Annotated in this window: 19 protein-coding genes; 3 read left to right on the top strand and 16 right to left on the bottom strand. The window is 70.8% G+C overall.

Features of this window, described 5'->3' with window-relative positions; translation table 11 throughout:
* Nucleotides 1-13: 13 nt before the first annotated feature.
* The 11 genes from DVS28_RS13815 to DVS28_RS28425 form a co-directional block, all read right to left on the bottom strand.
* Entirely contained in the window at nucleotides 14-1,405 is a 1,392-nt protein-coding gene (locus tag DVS28_RS13815) for an HNH endonuclease signature motif containing protein (RefSeq protein ID WP_216826030.1), read from the bottom strand.
* A gap of 428 nt (nucleotides 1,406-1,833) precedes the next feature.
* A complete protein-coding gene (locus DVS28_RS13820; RefSeq protein WP_114591968.1) occupies nucleotides 1,834-2,691 on the bottom strand; it encodes an alpha/beta fold hydrolase in 858 nt (285 codons plus the stop codon).
* A gap of 48 nt (nucleotides 2,692-2,739) precedes the next feature.
* Entirely contained in the window at nucleotides 2,740-3,300 is a 561-nt protein-coding gene (locus DVS28_RS13825; protein ID WP_114591969.1) for a hypothetical protein, read from the bottom strand.
* Between the two features lie 244 nt (nucleotides 3,301-3,544).
* Nucleotides 3,545-4,486, bottom strand: a complete 942-nt coding sequence (locus DVS28_RS13830; protein ID WP_245973631.1) for an ROK family protein — start codon at nucleotides 4,484-4,486, stop codon at nucleotides 3,545-3,547.
* Nucleotides 4,487-4,501: 15 nt separating this feature from the next.
* Nucleotides 4,502-5,620, bottom strand: coding sequence for a baeRF10 domain-containing protein (locus DVS28_RS13835; RefSeq protein WP_114591971.1), 1,119 nt, complete (start codon nucleotides 5,618-5,620; stop codon nucleotides 4,502-4,504).
* Nucleotides 5,621-5,677: 57 nt separating this feature from the next.
* A complete protein-coding gene (locus DVS28_RS13840; RefSeq protein WP_114591972.1) occupies nucleotides 5,678-5,953 on the bottom strand; it encodes a hypothetical protein in 276 nt (91 codons plus the stop codon).
* 28 nt (nucleotides 5,954-5,981) lie between these two features.
* Nucleotides 5,982-7,178, bottom strand: a complete 1,197-nt coding sequence (locus tag DVS28_RS13845) for an ArsA family ATPase (RefSeq protein ID WP_164710518.1) — start codon at nucleotides 7,176-7,178, stop codon at nucleotides 5,982-5,984.
* A gap of 5 nt (nucleotides 7,179-7,183) precedes the next feature.
* Nucleotides 7,184-7,624 carry an SRPBCC family protein gene (locus DVS28_RS13850; RefSeq protein ID WP_164710519.1) on the bottom strand — a complete coding sequence of 147 codons (441 nt, stop codon included), beginning with the start codon at nucleotides 7,622-7,624 and terminating at the stop codon, nucleotides 7,184-7,186.
* Between the two features lie 144 nt (nucleotides 7,625-7,768).
* A complete protein-coding gene (locus DVS28_RS13855; RefSeq protein ID WP_114591975.1) occupies nucleotides 7,769-8,491 on the bottom strand; it encodes a hypothetical protein in 723 nt (240 codons plus the stop codon).
* A gap of 2 nt (nucleotides 8,492-8,493) precedes the next feature.
* Entirely contained in the window at nucleotides 8,494-9,075 is a 582-nt protein-coding gene (locus DVS28_RS13860) for an SRPBCC family protein (RefSeq protein WP_164710520.1), read from the bottom strand.
* 21 nt (nucleotides 9,076-9,096) lie between these two features.
* Nucleotides 9,097-9,753, bottom strand: coding sequence for a rhomboid family intramembrane serine protease (locus tag DVS28_RS28425; protein WP_216826031.1), 657 nt, complete (start codon nucleotides 9,751-9,753; stop codon nucleotides 9,097-9,099).
* Nucleotides 9,754-10,087: 334 nt separating this feature from the next.
* On the opposite strand from DVS28_RS28425, the gene DVS28_RS28430 reads away from it, so the two are divergent.
* Complete coding sequence (locus DVS28_RS28430; protein ID WP_164710522.1) at nucleotides 10,088-10,471, top strand: hypothetical protein; 384 nt, start codon at nucleotides 10,088-10,090, stop codon at nucleotides 10,469-10,471.
* A gap of 21 nt (nucleotides 10,472-10,492) precedes the next feature.
* Here the strand turns inward: DVS28_RS28430 and DVS28_RS13870 are convergent, their stop codons facing one another.
* From DVS28_RS13870 to DVS28_RS13885, 4 genes are read right to left on the bottom strand one after another with little or no spacing between them, the layout of a single operon-like run.
* A complete protein-coding gene (locus DVS28_RS13870) occupies nucleotides 10,493-12,238 on the bottom strand; it encodes a CocE/NonD family hydrolase (protein WP_114591978.1) in 1,746 nt (581 codons plus the stop codon).
* 46 nt (nucleotides 12,239-12,284) lie between these two features.
* Nucleotides 12,285-13,076, bottom strand: a complete 792-nt coding sequence (locus DVS28_RS13875) for a PIG-L deacetylase family protein (protein ID WP_114591979.1) — start codon at nucleotides 13,074-13,076, stop codon at nucleotides 12,285-12,287.
* Nucleotides 13,073-13,276, bottom strand: a complete 204-nt coding sequence (locus DVS28_RS13880; protein ID WP_114591980.1) for a hypothetical protein — start codon at nucleotides 13,274-13,276, stop codon at nucleotides 13,073-13,075. The genes DVS28_RS13875 and DVS28_RS13880 overlap by 4 nt, the downstream gene beginning before the upstream one ends.
* A gap of 46 nt (nucleotides 13,277-13,322) precedes the next feature.
* Complete coding sequence (locus DVS28_RS13885) at nucleotides 13,323-14,153, bottom strand: alpha/beta fold hydrolase (RefSeq protein WP_164710523.1); 831 nt, start codon at nucleotides 14,151-14,153, stop codon at nucleotides 13,323-13,325.
* A gap of 89 nt (nucleotides 14,154-14,242) precedes the next feature.
* Here DVS28_RS13885 and DVS28_RS13890 point away from each other — a divergent pair, with 89 nt between their 5' ends.
* Complete coding sequence (locus tag DVS28_RS13890) at nucleotides 14,243-15,040, top strand: chlorite dismutase family protein (RefSeq protein ID WP_114591982.1); 798 nt, start codon at nucleotides 14,243-14,245, stop codon at nucleotides 15,038-15,040.
* Nucleotides 15,041-15,106: 66 nt separating this feature from the next.
* Here the strand turns inward: DVS28_RS13890 and DVS28_RS13895 are convergent, their stop codons facing one another.
* Nucleotides 15,107-15,379, bottom strand: coding sequence for an HU family DNA-binding protein (locus DVS28_RS13895; protein WP_108668140.1), 273 nt, complete (start codon nucleotides 15,377-15,379; stop codon nucleotides 15,107-15,109).
* A gap of 72 nt (nucleotides 15,380-15,451) precedes the next feature.
* On the opposite strand from DVS28_RS13895, the gene DVS28_RS13900 reads away from it, so the two are divergent.
* Entirely contained in the window at nucleotides 15,452-16,303 is an 852-nt protein-coding gene (locus DVS28_RS13900; RefSeq protein WP_114591983.1) for an SGNH/GDSL hydrolase family protein, read from the top strand.
* Nucleotides 16,304-16,314 lie beyond the last annotated feature (11 nt).

The raw sequence follows: 16,314 nt of genomic DNA on the forward strand, positions 1-16,314 counted from the left end.
CCGGAGCCGGCGGTCATGCGGCTTCCGCCGGTGGATCTCGGCTGATCTCCGCGCCGGTCTGGCTGGTCCAGGTGCGTTGGCCGGGTGGGCCGAGCAGTCGGTAGTGGCGTCTGGATTTCTGTCGGTGGTGGGTGGTGCAGAGCCAGGCGAGGTCGGACAGTCGGGTGTCCTTGGTGATGGCCCAGCCGGTGACGTGGTCGATCTCCAGCAGGTGGTCGGCGGCGCAGCCGGGCACCTCGCAGCAGTACCCGCGTGCTTCGAGGGCGGTGCGCTGGTGGGCGGTGACCTGTCGTCCGAGGTGGGCAACGGTGACGTCGGTGGCGTTGGTGATGACGTAGGTGATGTGGGCGTCGGGGATCTGCTCGCGCACGGCGGACAGGGCGACCTGGCCGATGCCGGCGATCTCGCAGGTCTCGCCATCAGCGAGTTCGCCGCGGACCAGCGCGGAGCCGTCGACGCGGATGATGACCTTGGTCTGCCTGCCGGAGGGTCGATGTCGTTGCCGAGGCGGATGGTCGACCGATCCGGCGCCGTGATCGCGGATGTCCGGACCTGTGCCGTCCGGGTCAGCGGTGCTGCTCGGGGTCACGTCGCTGGTGTCGGTGGTGCCTGGGAGGATCGGCCGGGCTGGGGCGTTGGTGGTGGTCCTCTGGGTACCAGCGGCCGGGGCGTGATCCGGAGAGTTCGAGGGTGGGGCGTTGTTCATCGGGCCGGTGGTGGCGTGCTCGAGGAGGTTGAGGAGGGCGTCGAACCGGTAGCAGGCGTCGTCCTCTCGTTGGCCGGCGGCGTGTGCGGTCCGGAAGACCGCGTCGTGTTCGCCACGCAGGGCCGCCTCGATCCGGGCACCCAGGTCGCCGGGTGCCTGGATGAACGCTTTCCATTCGCCGTCGGTTTCGGTCCACGACCGGAACGCCCGCCGGGTCAGGTGTCGCCGGCGGGTTGTTTCCCGGTCGGGGTCGGCGGCGGTGCGGATGTCGCGGGCCTTCTTGCGCAGCTCCGGCAACGTCTGGCTGGTGGCATCGCCGATCAGCTCGCTCGCCTTCTCCGGCGCATCAGCGACCGTCTCTGACACCACCACGGCCTGCTCGGTCGACAGGGTCCCGTCGGTGACCGCCTTGTCCACATCGGGCTGGTCCACCAGCTGCGACGAGGTCTTCAACATCTTCTTGGCGGCGGCGGTGGAGGTGCCGGTGGCGGTGGCGATCAACGTCGCCGCATCCTTGACCCCGGTCGTTTCGTGTGCGGACGTCTCGGTTGCGCGTCGGGCGGCCCGGGTGAGCATGCCGTCGACCAGCCGACCCGCACGTCCCAAGTCGACGACGAGTCCGGCGACGTCACCGTCGGGGATCTGGTCGGGGTCGAAGCGGCTGGCGAGGGTGTGGAGGTGGGTGACCAGCTCGGTCACCTCACCAGCCTCCACCACCCCTGGCCCACCCATGTCCCGACCCCACTTCTCACTGTCTCGATCGTGTGTTCGAGTATACCGCATCGACGGTCTCGGATCGACTGTTTCCCCAGCTCAAGGCGCATTTCGAACGAATCGTCGACACACCGCACCACAGTTCCCACACCAGCCAACTCCAGCCACGAAGCAACCCGACCAAGGACCGTCCATCGGCCTCTTCTCCGGGCCACGAGACGATCGTGCCGAATCCCACCCATAGGGAGGTCAGGCCCCGATCGCGCCGTAACGCACCCCCGCGCGGGTCGGCCCCCGACGACGATCGTGCCGTAACCCACCCATAGGAGGTTCAGGCCCCGATCGCGCCAGAAGCCACACGGCGCAGGTCGGCCCGGCCCCGATCGTGCCAGCGGCCACGCGACGGGGCTGGCCTACTCCCCCGCCGTCACGCGGTCCAGGAAGGCCAGGATGTCGTCGGTCACCTCGTCGCGGTTGGTCTCGTTGAGCAGCTCGTGCCGGCCGCCGGGGTACAGGCGGACCTCGACGTCACCCAGCCCGGCGTCGCGGTACCGCTGGGCGAGCAGCTCGACGGTGGCGCCGCCCTGGGCCAGCGGGTCGGCGTCTCCGGACACGATCAGCATCGGCAGGTCGTCGCGCACGGCCGCCACCCGGTCGGGATCAGCAGCCGCGGCCAAGGACCCGATACCCGGCAGCGGCGGGGCTTCCCAGCCACATGCCGGGTCGGCGACGTAGGCGTCGACCTCGGCCTCGTCACGGCTCAACCACTCGAAGCCCGTCCGGTGCTCGAACGGTTCGTTGAAGGCGCTCAGGTCCGCCGGTTCGTCGGCGTCGAGGACGGGGACAAGCCACTCCACCTCGGTGCTGCCCGACAGGACCACGGCGTCGACGTCCGCGGAGTGGTCCAGCAGGTAGTGCTGGGTGGCGAAGGACCCCATGCTGTGCCCGAACAGCACCACCGGCAGGTCCGGGTGTTCCTCGCTGATCCGCTCCCGGAGCAGGGCGACGTCGTTCACCCATCCGGGCCAGCCGTCCGCTCCCCAGCTCCCGTACGCACCCTGCGCCGTCCGCCCCGACCCGCGGGCGTCCGGCGCGTACACCAGGTACCCCGCGTCCGTCAGCGCCTCGGCGAACCGGCGGTACCGAGCGGCGTGTTCGGCCAGCCCGTGCTGGACCTGCACGACGGCACGCGGCGACTCCTCCGGCGCCCAGCGGTAGGTGTGCACGGCGATGCCGTCTCGGCTGGTGAACTCGATGGTCGACTCGTCCATGGCCGGCAGTCTTCCAGCGGCCGATTCTCCCGACAAGACGACTTGCCCTCATCCTGCGGCTTCGATGGCTTCCAGAACGTTCTCGCCGAACTCCGAGAGCCGATAGAAGATCTGATCCGAGGTCTCCCAAGTCGACCCGGACTGCCCCAAAGCGAGGCCGTGTCGTGCGAGGACGGCAAGCAAAGGCGGAAGGAGCGCCGGGTCCATGCCCAGAGCCTCGCCAAGCCGGGCAGCTTGGGCGACGTGAGGCAGATCCGGCACCGACACCTCCGTCGTCTGCGGATCGGCGGCGCCGCCACCGTCCATGAAGTACGGCTCAGTACTCATGGGGAGGAACGCATTCTGCTTCAACTGGCGCATCACAGCGACGTGTGGGACACGCAGGTCGGCCATGGCCTGGAGCGTCAAGAGATCAGCATCCAGATTCCCGGCACCAGTGACAGCTTGGGCCAGCAATCGGGCCGCAACCTCGACGGCCTCTCGGATTGCGGGGGGCCTGACTGACTTCGTGGCAAGTTCAACAAGTTGGATGCCCAGATCGTCCGCAGCCAACGCAGACAGCGCGTCGACCGGATCCTCTCCGGACAACTCCTCGGTTCGGCCCAACATGCTCCGGACACCGTCGGCCCACCGCACAACGTGATCGCCCGCGTGACGCGCCAGTGTAGGAGCTACGGCCGCAGCCCCTGCGCTTCCGAAGATGGCGACACTTCCATCGGGGAGAGCCGCAGCGGTACCCGCCAACGCGGCCAACACCAATCCCTCTGCCAGCGTCGTCAAATGCCCCTGAGACATTTATCAACGGTACCACTTACCGATACCGCTCGAACCGTAACAGGTCCCCAGCAAGTGTTCAGTCCCGGCCCTCTTCCGCGGCCAGGAACGCCGCGCCGATCGCGCCGGCTTCCGGGCCCAGCCCGGCGGCGACCACGGGAACGGGATCCCTGTGGGTCGGGCCCAGGACGTGGTCGGCCAAGGACGCCCGAGCGGGATCGAGGACGAGGTCGCCCGCCGCCCCTGCGCCCCCGCCGACGACGATGAGCTCGGGGTCCAGGCAGTTCACCAGCCCGGCCGCCGCGATGCCCAGGTAGCGGCCGGCCCTCGCGAGGATCTCGATGGCCGGCTCGACGCCCTGCAGCGCCCCCCAGGTCACCTGCTCCCCCGTCGGGGCCACCGGCCCCTCCAGCAGCGTCCCGATGAAGTGACCCTGCAGGAACGCATGGTTGGCCATGCGTCCGATCGCGTTGCCCGCGCTGTAGGCCTCCAGCTCGCCGGGGATGCCGCTCGGACCCGACGCCCCGTCGACGTCGATGATCAGGTGGCCGAGCTCGCCGGCGAAGCCCTGTGATCCCCGGACGATGCGACCACCGATGACCAACCCGCCCCCGACACCCGTGCCGAGGGTGAACATCAGCATGTCGGCGCGGGCCTCCCGACCGGCCCCGATCACGAACTCCGCCCACGTCGCCGCGGTGGCATCGTTGTCGACCAGCACGGCCCGACCGAGCTCGGCCTCCAGCCGCGCACGCAGCGGGAACTCGCGCAACGAGATGTTCGGGCCGTACCGCGCCACCCCATCACGGGTGATCAGCCCCGGGAAGCCCAGCCCGACGGGCAGGTCCGACGCGGCACCGTCGAGCAACCCACGGGCCACGCCGACGATGGCGTGCAGCAGCGGCTCGTCCTCCTTGGGAGTCGGCACGACCTGCTGCTGCAGCACGGTCCCCTCGTCGTCGACGAGGGCACCGAGGATCTTGGTGCCCCCGACGTCGATGCCGAGGGCCACCGGCGGCATGGCCACGGACGGGACCTAGAAGCGCAGCAGCGCCGCGACGGGGTGGCCGTCCAGACGGCTGGAGTCGCGGAACAGCTCGATGCGCGCACCGGCCAGCACGGACTGCTCGATCACCTCGTCGATGAGGTCGTCGACCGGCTCGACGGGCTCACCGTAGGCCTTCGCGTCGGCCTCGTGCTGGGTCAGGATGCCGTTGGAGGAGCGGAATCCCTCCTGGCCAGCACCCTCGACGACGAAGAGCGTCTCGACCCGACGCTCGTTGCATGCCTCGATGACGTGGCGCAGGCCGCGCGCCACCTTGGCGCCCTGCCCATCACCCGCTGCCAGCTTGTCCAGCAGCTGCTTGCGACGGCTGGACACGAGCTCCTGCTCGGCCGCGTCGAGCGCCTCGTGCACGTCGTCCTTGGAGACCTGGTGGGACATCGGCACGACGTCGCCGTGCACGACCTCCTCCAGGTAGGGGTGCAGCTGCTTGCGGAACGCCTCGACCTCGGTGGTGGTCCCGGCCAGGACCAGCGCGTCGAAGGGGTCCTCCTCGTGCACCCGCAGGAACGCCTCTGCCGCGTCCTTGAAGTGATGCATCAGGTCGTTCTCGACGTTGCGGGCGAACCGTGCCTGGGACCAGCCGCCAGCGCTGTGCTGGCCGCGCACGTCGCTCTCCATCTCGGTGTACTCCACGATCCGTCCGAGGCGGTAGCGGAACAGCCGGGCGTTGTCGCGCTCGATGACGGCGAGGCCGATGTGGTGGTGGCGCCCGAGCATCGCCTGCAGCGGCACCACGTAGGGGTGGTCGGAGACCTTCTGCACGTTGCGGAACGGCTCGGCGGTCACCAGGGTCTCGAAGACCTCCCCACCGCTGGCGAAGACCGCCAGGCCCTTGACACCGGAGCGGTCGAAGTCGCTGGACACGTACCGGCGGATGGCGGCCGCGTCGGCCTCGACGCCGTCCCGGGCGGTGCCGTGCAGGTCGATCACGCTCGCCTGGGCGTCCTTCAGCAGCGCGTCGAGGCGGGCCTCGTAGTCGGCTGGGCGTGGGAAGCGGGCCCCGTCGGTGTTGAGGTAGATCGACGTCACCCGCTGGGGTGACGTCGGTCGCGAGACGAGTTCCTTGATGCCGTCAGCCGTCAGATCCACGCTGTCTCCTCCTCGTGCGATCGCAACCTGCCCGGCGACGGGTCTCGTGCAACCGCGTCAATCGATGTTTATGCGCGTCAACCTATCGCTCATCACCGACTGCGCGCGGTCGGTAGCCTCAACTTGTCCCTCGGCGGCCGTCTTGACCGCCAGGGCAAGCTCGCGTGCGGCGCTGAGCAGATGGGTCGTCACGTCGGGCCGTGCGCTCCCCAGCGCCTGCAGCGCCACGCAGATCGGGCACAGGCTGCACTCGGGGCTGCCACCGAAGCCATGCAGGTGCTGACCGGCCGCCTCGTCGGGGCCGGACTGCTGCTCGTCGTCGGTGGGTTGCACGGTGACGTCGGAGTCTAGGCAGCCCCGCTCAGCGGGGCATGTCCTGCCGGGCAGCGCCCGGTCGCGGGGCGAAGCGGACCTGCAGTCGCCCTTCCTGCAACCCGGCACCGGCGATCGTGCAACGCCGCAGTGCCGCCGGGAGCAGGATCGACCGGGTGTACTGGCCGACCTTGACGTACAGCTCGTCGCCTCGGTGGAAGGCGTCGACCTCGCCCTTGGCCACGAACGGCAGGGCGATGCCGAGCAACCAGCCCTCGTCGGTCGGCTCGAAGGTGAGGGGCGAGCCGCTGTAGAGGATCTCGTGCGGCTTCTCGTCGCCGTAGACGGCATGGGCGAAGCGGCCCAGCGCGTCGATGCCGACCATCTCGTCGTCGAACAGCGGCGCGGTCAGGATGGGCACCTCGCCGAAGCCCTCCTCGATGCTGGCCAGGTGCTCGGCCTGGCGCTGCTTCCACTGGTCGAACCAGGGGTCGGTGACCTCGTCGGGGATCATCTTGTTCACCACGACCGCGTCGACGTGGTAGCCGAACAGCGACAGGTAGGTGTAGGTCCGGCGTGCCTCGGCCACGACCATCTTCTCGGGGTTGGTGACCAGGCGGACCGATGTGCGTTCGGTGTCGGCCAGCAGGTCGCGGACGTCCTCGAGGTTGCGGTACAGCGTCTCGATGGACCCGTGGAGATGGTCGGCGGGCAGCGGCATGGACGTCATCTGCCCGAGCACCGGGCGGACGACGCGGGCCACCTTCCGCTCGATCGGGAAGATGCGTTCCATGTACCAGCCCAGCGCGTCGGGAAGGCTCAGCAACCGGAGGGTCTCCGCGGTCGGTGCGCAGTCGACGACGATGACGTCGTGGCGTCCCTCTGCGGCGAACCGCTGGACGTCGATGAGGCTGAAGATCTCCTCCAGGCCGGGGAGGACCGACAGCTCCTCGGCCTGCACCTCGCCGATGCCCGACCAGCGCAGCAGGGCGATCAGGTAGTCCTGGATGTCCCGCCAGTTGTCCTCCAGCCGTGCCTGGGCGTCCAGCTGCAGGACCTCCAGCCGCGGCGCGACCGGGGTCGGGTCGCTGCCGACGGGCACATCGAAGGAGTCCGCGAGCGAGTGGGCGGGGTCGGTGGACAGCACCAGGGTGCGCAGGCCGGACCGGGCCGTCGCGAGGGCGGTCGCCGCGGCGACGGAGGTCTTGCCGACCCCGCCCTTGCCGGTGAACAGGAGCACGCGCACCGCGGTCAGGCCTTCTCGGCGCGGGCCCTGATGGCCTTCAGGGAGTCCTTGACGACCTTGGTCGCGATGCGCCGTCGGACCATGCCCGGCAGCGGGACGGTGGAGACGACCTCGAGCTCGTAGGTGAGGGTGGTCGTGCCGTCACCGTTGTCGGCGATGGTGTAGCCCCCGTCGAGCCGCTGGAGCATGTCGCCCTCCACGAGCGTCCAGGTCATGCGGTCGTCGGTGTAGGTGTACGCCAGCGTCATGGAGATGGTGATGCCCACCGCACCGATGGTGAACCGGACCTGCTCGGCCCAGCCGTCCTGGCGGGTGGCGAGCACCTCGGACTCCTTGAACTCCGCCAACCACTCCGGGTAGGACGGGAAGTCACCGACGGTGTCCCAGACGGCGTCGGTGTCGGCCTTGATCCGCAGGGATTCCTTGACGGAGTCGGTGTCGGCCAACGGTGCTCGCTTTCGTTCGGGGGGCGGAGGACTGCGTGGGGCCGGGCAAGCGGCCGTGGCCCCCGATCGTACGGGCCGTCCAGACATGGGCCGGGCGTCCAGCCGGGCGGGTGTCCCCGCGATGACCGAGATCGTGCCCGCGTCTCAGAGGCTGGCGCCGATGCCGCCGACGACGATCACGGCCACGGTCACGCCGATGACCAGGTACATGAACCGTCGGGCGTCCAGGCGAGGGGCTCGTCCACGTTGCAGGGCGGTCAGGTCGCCCGGGCCGGTGGCCCAGATGACGAGGATGCCCACCACCATCGGGACGGAGGCGATGATGCCGCCCGTGCCACCGGTGGCCAGCAGGACGGTGCCGAGGAACCACAGCAGCACCATGCCGAGACGGGCGATCCCCGATCCGGGGCTGCCGGTCCGGAGGTGGCCGACACCGGGGGCGAGGGCCTCGGCGCGCCGTGCCCGATCCCACTCCTCCGGCGACAATCGCACGGGCGGCTCCTCGGCGTCCATCCGCGCCCCGCAGACATCGCAGGTGAAGGCGGTCAGCTCGTTGGGTTCGCCGCACACCCCGCAGGTCCAGCCCGCCCGGCCGTCGTCGAAGTGGAACCGCCCCGCCGTTGCGGTGGCCCCTGTTGCAGGGGCTGCCTCCGGCTGGGCAGCGTCCGAGGGGGCCGTGTCCGAGGGGGCCGTGTCCGACGGGGTCGTGTCGGTGGGGGGTGTGCCCGTCACCAACCAGGGCACCTCGTCGAGGTCCGGCGCCGAGGGGACCGGCTCGGCCGCTGGGGGCTGGTCGAAGCGGGTGTAGCACTGGCCGCAGAAGGTGGCGGTGTCGGAGTTGGTCGCCAGGCACGAGGGACAGCGCACGATCAGCCTCCCTCCCCCGGCTGCGAGGTTGCGTCCTGCGCGGCTGCGGCCATCGCGGCCTTCTCCGCCAGGTCCTGGGCGACCTCCTGGGCGAAGATCCGCATCTCCTCGGCCTGGTGGGCCAGCAGCGCACGATCGGGTTCGGTACCGGGCGGCAGCCCACCCTCCATGCGGTCCTTCAGCGACGTCAGCCCCGCCCGGACGATGGCGCGGTGGGCGGCCAACCAGATGCGGGGCAGTCGCCGGGACGTGGTGCCGCGGAGCAGGTGGTTGACGACCACGCCGCGGGGCCCGTCGAGGTGGAAGAACTCCCCCGACCCGTCCAGGTCACCGCTGACGCTGAACTCCAGCCCCTTGTCGCGCGGCCGGACCCGGTCGACGGTGACGACGAGGTGATGACGCGCCGGGATCGGCGCCCGGGCGGTGATCGTCAGGTCGAACCGTCGGTCGTCGAGCTGCTCCACGACCATCCCGGGCCACCAGACACCCCACGACGCGGGATCGACGATGACGGCGTTCACCTGCTGCCGGGTGCAGCGGACGAACACCTCGTCCCACGCTTCCAGAGGGGTCGGGCTGGCCACGCCGGACATCGTAACGGCAGGTCAGACGAAGCTGACGACACCCAGGCTCGCGACGAGCACCGCGCCGGCGACGATGGCGCGTGCCACGTTCGGGGACAGCCCACCCTCGCCGGAGGGTGCGATGCGTCCGAGGGGGGCCAGCTTGCTCCAGGCGACCATGATCAGGGCACCGACGGCCAACCCGCCGATGTGGGCCTCCCACGCGATGTTCGGCACGATGACCGGCAGGAAGAGGTTGATGAGCAGGAGCGGCATCAGCTGGCGGAGGCCGGCCCGGCCGGCGGTGGTGTTGCGGGCCAGGAACGCCGCAGCGAGATGTGCGCCGAAGAGCCCGAAGATCGCCCCGGATGCACCGATCGCGACGTCGCCGTCGCGGACGATCTGGAACAGCAGGCCGCCGGCGGCCGCCGACGCGAGGTACATCAGCAGGAACGGGACGGACCCGGCCCGGCGTTCGATCGTCGGGCCGAACACGGCGAGCGCCCACATGTTGAAGCCGACGTGCAGCAGGCCGGTGTCGTGGAGCAGGGCCGCCGACACGGTCCGCCACCAGTCACCCTGGGCGACGCGTGCGGTGGAGTCGGCCAGCAGCGGGAACAGCTCTCCGCGCCAGAACGCCGGGGCGACCATGGCGAGGAACGCGATGCCCACGGTGATCGCCAGGATGGTCGTGACCACAGGCGCGTTGTCGAGCATCCCGCTGGGGCTGACGTCGCGGGCACGGATGACGCGGTTTCGACCGGTCGGGGCTGCACACTCCGGACACTTCTGCCCCACGGACGCCTGGTTGGTGCAGTCCACGCAGATCGGTCGCCCGCAGCTGGAGCACGACAGGCGGGTGGGCCGTGCCGGGTGGCGATAGCACACGGCCCCGCCGGTGCCGACTGGCGGGCCCACGGGGACGGGAGGCTGGCTGGACGGCTGATCTGTGGGTTCCACGATGCTCCAAGCGTGCCATGTCCGGCCGGATCCGACTCCCACCCCGGGGTTCGGGCGTGGTAAAGGTTGCGCCATGCAGCTGCCCATCGATCCCCTGACCATCTCCCGCCTGATCGCCGCCGGGCGCATCGCCATCGGCGTGACCGCCTTCGCCAGGCCCACGGTCGGCGGCGCCGCCTTCCGGTCGGGACAGCTGCCGCCGGAGGGTGTGGACGGATGGCGCCTCGCCGGGGCCCGCGACATCGCGCTGGGAGTCGGGGTCTTCATGGCAGGACGTCGGGCGCCGGGCCGCATGCGTGGCTGGGTCGAAGCCGGCGCGCTGGCCGATGCGATGGACGTCGTGGCGTTCGCCTCCTCCCCCGGGCTGCGCACCGCCGCCCGGGTCGGTGGCGCAGCGGTGGCCGCAGGGGCGGCGGCGGTGGGCGTCCTCGCCGCCCGCGAGATCACCCGGGACTGACCGCGCCCGACGGTCCCCCGGCTACTGCAGGGGACCCGGCAGGGTGAAGTCGGTCACCATGCCCGGCTGGACCGCGAGCGGCCGGCCGGTCTGGCCCATGTACTGCTCGAGGCGGGCCGTCGAGTCGCCCGGGCCGAACTCGGTGCGGTCCTCGGTGAGGAACGGCAGGCGGATGTCGGCCGACAGCACGTCCACGGTGGTCCGGCTGGCGACGTGGGTGAACTGGCTGGTGTCGGCGTCAGTGACCACGACGCCGATGCGGCTGCCCGCGGGGATCGGCCAGTCCTGCCCCATCATCTGCAGCGAGACGTTGCGCGCCCCCGTGCCGTGGAGCAGCGTCACGCCGCGGGAGATCATGTAGGCCTGGTTGTCGCTGGTGATCTCGTAGACGCCCACGGCGAGGTTGGCGGTCGGCAGGGTGTCACCGTCGACGCGCACGGTCACGCTCGGCTCACCGGCGAACCACACGTCGTGGGCCAGCGGCTCGGAGACCGTCCAGATGCCGTCGGCGGGCGCGGTCAGCAGGTTGCCGGACCCGTTGTCGGTGTAGCTGCCGGCGTTGAGGCTGGTGGTGTAGGACCGCATGTCCGCGGGCGGCCACTGGGCCTCGTCGCGGTAGCGGCCACGGATGTCCTGCACGACGATCGGGGCGTCGTCGACGTCGGGGGTGATGTCCTTGAGGTGCAGGTCGAAGAAGCGCATCAGCTCGTCCATGAACGTGTCGCGGCCGGTCAGGTAGTCACCCTCCTGCGCCGCCTCGTTCTGCTGCTCCCAGCCGCGGACGTGGTCGAACTGGCCGTACCAGGCGCGGTTCTGGCTGCCCGCCAGGCCGTTGTAGTACTGGAACGCCGCGTCGGAGAGGGTGTTGGTCTCCAGGAAGCCCTGGGTGAGGAACAGCGGGGTGGTGCGGCCGATGGTGGTCAGCAGCAGGTTGCGCTCCTCCCAGTACGGGCCGTTCTCGTGGAGGTCGGCGTTGGAGCCGGCCAGGTTGACGCCGTAGCACCACGCCTGCGGCGCGGAGTTGACCAGGTACTGCGGCTCGTCGCCGGGACGGCCGGGCTTGGCGTCGATGACCTGGAACAGGCCGATGGTGGCCACGGTCGAGGAGCGGTGGATGGAGTTGTTGTAGATGTAGCGGTACCCGGAGTAGACCGGCTCCAGCGACGCGACGGCCGCGAGGCCCCTCGGCTGCTGGGCGATGCCCATCAGGCCGGTCCAGCCGTCGTAGGACTTGCCGAGCATCCCGACCTTGCCGGTCGACCAGTCCTGGCTCGCCGCCCACTCCACAGCCGCACGGACGGCGTCCTGCTCGCGGAGGCCGCCCCAGTCGTTGCACCCACCGGAACCGCCGTCGCCGGGCAGGTCGACGGCGACGTAGGTGTAGGCGCCGCCGTCACGATCGGGGTCGAGGGCCTGGCTGCGGTCGAGGAAGTCGAAGAAGCGCGGGTTGGGGCCGACGCCGTTCAGGTCCAGGTCGGTCGTGGACCCGTTGTGGTTGGTGTAGGGGCTGACGGTGAGGATGACCGGCGTGGGCTGTGCGTCGGTCAGGTCGTAGCCCTTGGGGCGGATGACGTCGGCGTGCAGCATCGTGACGCCGTCACCGGCCGGGAAGTAGTGCTCGGTCCACTCACCGTCCTCCCGCAGGGTGACCTGCTCGGCGCCGGAAGCATCCGACGAGAGGCCGGCCGTCAGGGCCGGAGCGGAGGTGGCCACCATCGCGACGAGCGCAACGGAGGCAAGGAGGAGGGTGAGCAGACGGGTGCGCATGCCCGTGACGTTCGACGTCGGCAGGTCCGATTCCTGCCGACCGGCCTCAGCTGATGAGGCGACCCACCAACGCGGCGTACTCGGCGGCGGGCATGGCCACGAAACCCTCCGCGAACCCGCGCCCGCCCAGCCCGCCGGTCGCGCTGCGGTAGGCCGCGAGACCCGATGCGGAGCGCACGTAGTCGACGGTTTCCAGGGCGACGTCGTACTCGCCCAGGGCTGCCTGCTTGCGGGCGAAGACCGCCGTGACGTCGACGAGCACGTCGACCGGCCCGGCCGCCCACACCTCGTAGCCGTACACGTCGGTGCCCGCGGCGAGGTCGGCCAGCCCGGCCGCGAGCGCCACGGCGTGGTGGTCGGGGTGCGGGTCCAGCAGGGAGGGCACGTAGACGCTGGCCACGCCGTCGGCGTGCCGGCTGATCAGGTCGGCGACGGCGTCGCGTTCGGCGGGCAGGTTGCCGTCGGTCAGGCCACCGAAGACGATGCGGTCGGGGCCGACACCGAGGTGGGCCAGCGCCCGTCGGCTCTCCGCCTCGCGGACCGCCAGGACGTCGTCGCCGCCGCCGGCGGTCGCCCCACCGCTGGTCACGACCAGCACGGTGACGTCGTGGCCGGCGTCCACGTGGCGGGCGATCGTCGCCCCGGGGCCGATGGCCTCGTCGTCGGGGTGAGGGGCGACGACCAGCACGGGGCCCTCGGGTGGCCCGGGGAGCATCGTCGGCCCGTGGTCGGCGCGGGTCGCCAGCGACAGCGCCAGCTCGCGGGTGGTCACCGGAAGCCGGTCGATGCCCTCCCGTGCAGCCTTGACCGCGACGCAACGCAGCGACCGGGGAATCACCGCGAGTCCCCGGCGTCGTCGGACTTCGCCTTCGCCTTCGCGCGTGCGTCCTTGCGGGCGTCGACCATGCCGATCCGCACGGACTCGGGCTGCAGGTGGGCGAGGGTCTCGGGATCGAACCCGTGGTCGGTCCGCAGGTGGTCGGCCAGCATCGGCGCGAGGTCGAACTTGAGGGGGCACTTGGGGCACTGCTTGGCCACGGGGTCCTCCGATGGTGGGGGCGGTCTCGGGTCCGCTCGAGTCGGTCTAGCGGACGTCGGCGGCGGCCAGGAACGGCTGCAGCACGTCCAGCAGGCCCTGTGGATTCTCCACCGCTGGGGAGTGCAGGGCGTCGGGGATCACAACGTACTGCGCACCCCGGATGGTGCGGGCGAGGAGCCGTTGTTCGTGGGGCAACCAGGAGTCGTCACCGTCGCCGTGGCACACCAGCACCGGCACGTCGATGCCCCGGAGGAACGCGCCCAGCGGCGCGGCGGAGATCAGCGCCCGTGCCCCGCCGATCAGCGTGGCCGGCGCCAGGGACAGGAACCGGTTGCGCACGAAGTCGCCACGGGGGTCGTCCTCGACGACGTCGACGCCGCCGGTGACCGTGCGCCATGCGGCAGCCATCCCGTCCTCCCGTGCGGTCGTGGCGACCCGCACGGCCCGGTCGACCGTGGCCTCGCCCGGCGCGCCGAGGCCCGTGCCGATCAGCCCCAGGGAGGTCACCCGGTGGGCCGCGAGGAAGGCCACCCGCTGGGCCAGCAGCCCGCCGAGGCTGTGGCCGACGACGTGGACGTCACCGACGCCGACGGCATCCAGCCAGGCCAGCACCCATGCGGCGACGCGTCCGATTGCCTGGGCCGACTCACCGCCGATCGCCGGGGTGTCGCCGTGGCCCGGCAGGTCGGGCACGAGCACGCGACGGTCGGCCGACAGCGCGTCGACGACGGCCGAGAAGTCCTCCTTGGAGCCGGTCCAGCCGTGCAGCAGCACGACCGGCGGGCCGGCATCGGCGGGACCGGGACGGTCGAGGACGCCGACAGCCGAGGGGTCGATGGGGTGGGCGGGGTCGAGGGGCAGGGCGTGGGCGGGCACGGTGCCCGAGTGTGCCGTACTCGGGGCAGGACATAGGCTTGGCCCCCGACCTCGACCGCTGTGCACACGACCCCGAAGGACCGCCAGACATGCCGACCGTACCCAGCGAGGGGTGGGGCGTCCTCCACCTCTTCTTCCACTTCCGCCGCGCCATGCTCGAGGACCCGGTGCACGCCGCCGGCGACTTCATCCAGCGGGTGAAGGAGCTGGACGGGCGCGAGGACTACCAGGTCATCCCGTTCAGCGTCCTGGGGCAGAAAGCCGACCTCGGCCTGATGCTGCTGGGCCCCGACCTCGACGTCCTCGACGCCTTCGCCACGGAGCTCGTCAACACCCCCCTCGGCGCGGGCCTGGCCCCTGCCGCCAGCTACGTGAGCCTGACCGAGGGCAGCGAGTACACCTCCACCCGTGACGACGAGCGGGCCCGCCTGATCGACGCCGAGGGCATGGCCGCGGACTCCTCGGAGCTCGAGGACGCGTTGAAGGCCTTCGACGAGCGCATGGCCACCTACACGCAGCACCGCCTGTACCCCGACCTGCCGCGCAAGAAGGTCATCGGCTTCTACCCGATGTCGAAGAAGCGCGAGGTGGGCGCCAACTGGTTCGCCCTCCCCTTCGAGGAGCGCAAGGCGATCATGGCCGGCCACGCCAAGGTCGGCCGGTCCTACCGCGGTCGCGTGCTGCAGCTCATCACCGGCTCGACGGGGCTGGACGACTGGGAGTGGGGCGTGACCCTGTTCACCGACGACCCCGCCACCCTCAAGGAGATCGTCTACGAGATGCGGTTCGACGAGGCCTCGGCGACCTACGCCGACTTCGGCCCGTTCGTCACCGGCCTGGTGATGGAGCCCGAGCAGCTGGTCCGGCGCCTGGGCCTGCAGGGATGACCCAGGGGCGAGCGCAAAAGCACGACGCCGCCCCGAGGGGCGGCGTCGATGCGGTACTGGGGACGTCTAGTTGACGGCGTCCTTGAAGCCCTTGGCGGCCTTGAACCGCGGGGTCTTGGACGCCTTGATGTCCATCGGCTCGCCGGTGGCGGGGTTGCGGCCCTTGCGGGCAGCGTTCTCGCGCACGTCGAAGGCGCCGAAGTCGGTCACGGAGACCTTGTCGCCGGAGGCGACGGCGGAGCGGATGGTCCCGACGATGGCGTCGAGGGCCTTGCTCATCTCGGCCTTCGACATCTCCGCGTCGTCGGCAGCGGCAGCGATGAGTTCTGACTTGTTCATGGTGAATTCCCTCGCGTTGGGGTCTGGTCGGTGTCGCGGAGGCGACAGTCGGTGTCGCGGAGGCGACAGCTGATGGCTCTGGATTCGGGCCCGTCTGGCAGTCGAGCCGGTCGAGTCGAGGGGCTACGTTGCCCGCCGACAGCCCGTCTTGCAAGCATCTCGCGCGATTTCGGGCGGCTCGTGGTCCTCGGGGACTCCCTGTCGTTCCACGGTCCGGAGGGGCCTGTGCCGCTCCGTGACCCTCGGGTGTACCCCAACGTCCTCGGCGAGTCACTCGGCCAGTCGACGGGGCGCGAGTGGGCTGTCGACGTCTGGGCGAGGGCCGGTTGGGGCGTGCGCGAGCTGTGGCTTGCGCTGCAGAAGGACGTGCACCTGCAGCAGCAGCTGCTGATGGATGCCGATGCCGTGGTGCTGGGCATGGGCTCGGCGGACCAGCTGAGCGTCGGGGTGCCCCGCTGGGTGATGATGGCGCTGCCCTACCTGCGTCCGACGTCCCTGCGGCGTGAGGTCCGCCGCCGCATCGACCACGTCCACCCCACCCTGGTCAGGGCGACGCGCGGGCACTTCCGGTTCACCCCGCCCGACGTCATCGCCCACTGCTGGGGCAAGTCGGTGGATGCGATCAGGCTGTTCGCCGGGCAGGACGTGCCGCTGGTGGCCGTCCTGCCCGCGGATCACCGGACGACCTACTACGGCGGCGTGCGGACCCATCACGAGGAGGTCCACGCCCTGTACGTCCGGCTGGCGGCCGAGCGCAACGTGCCCGTCGTCGACCTGGCCGCACTGACCCGCCACCGGCTGGACGAGCTCAACATCGACGGGGCGCACTGGTCGTGGCCGATCCACGCCGACGTCGGGCAGGCGATGGCCTCGGTGCTGGCCGAGGCGCTGGCGCCGGCCGTGCAACGCCCGGACGACGGTTGAGGGACCGTCAC

This window comes from Euzebya pacifica, assembly GCF_003344865.1.
GTDB classification, from domain to species: domain Bacteria; phylum Actinomycetota; class Nitriliruptoria; order Euzebyales; family Euzebyaceae; genus Euzebya; species Euzebya pacifica.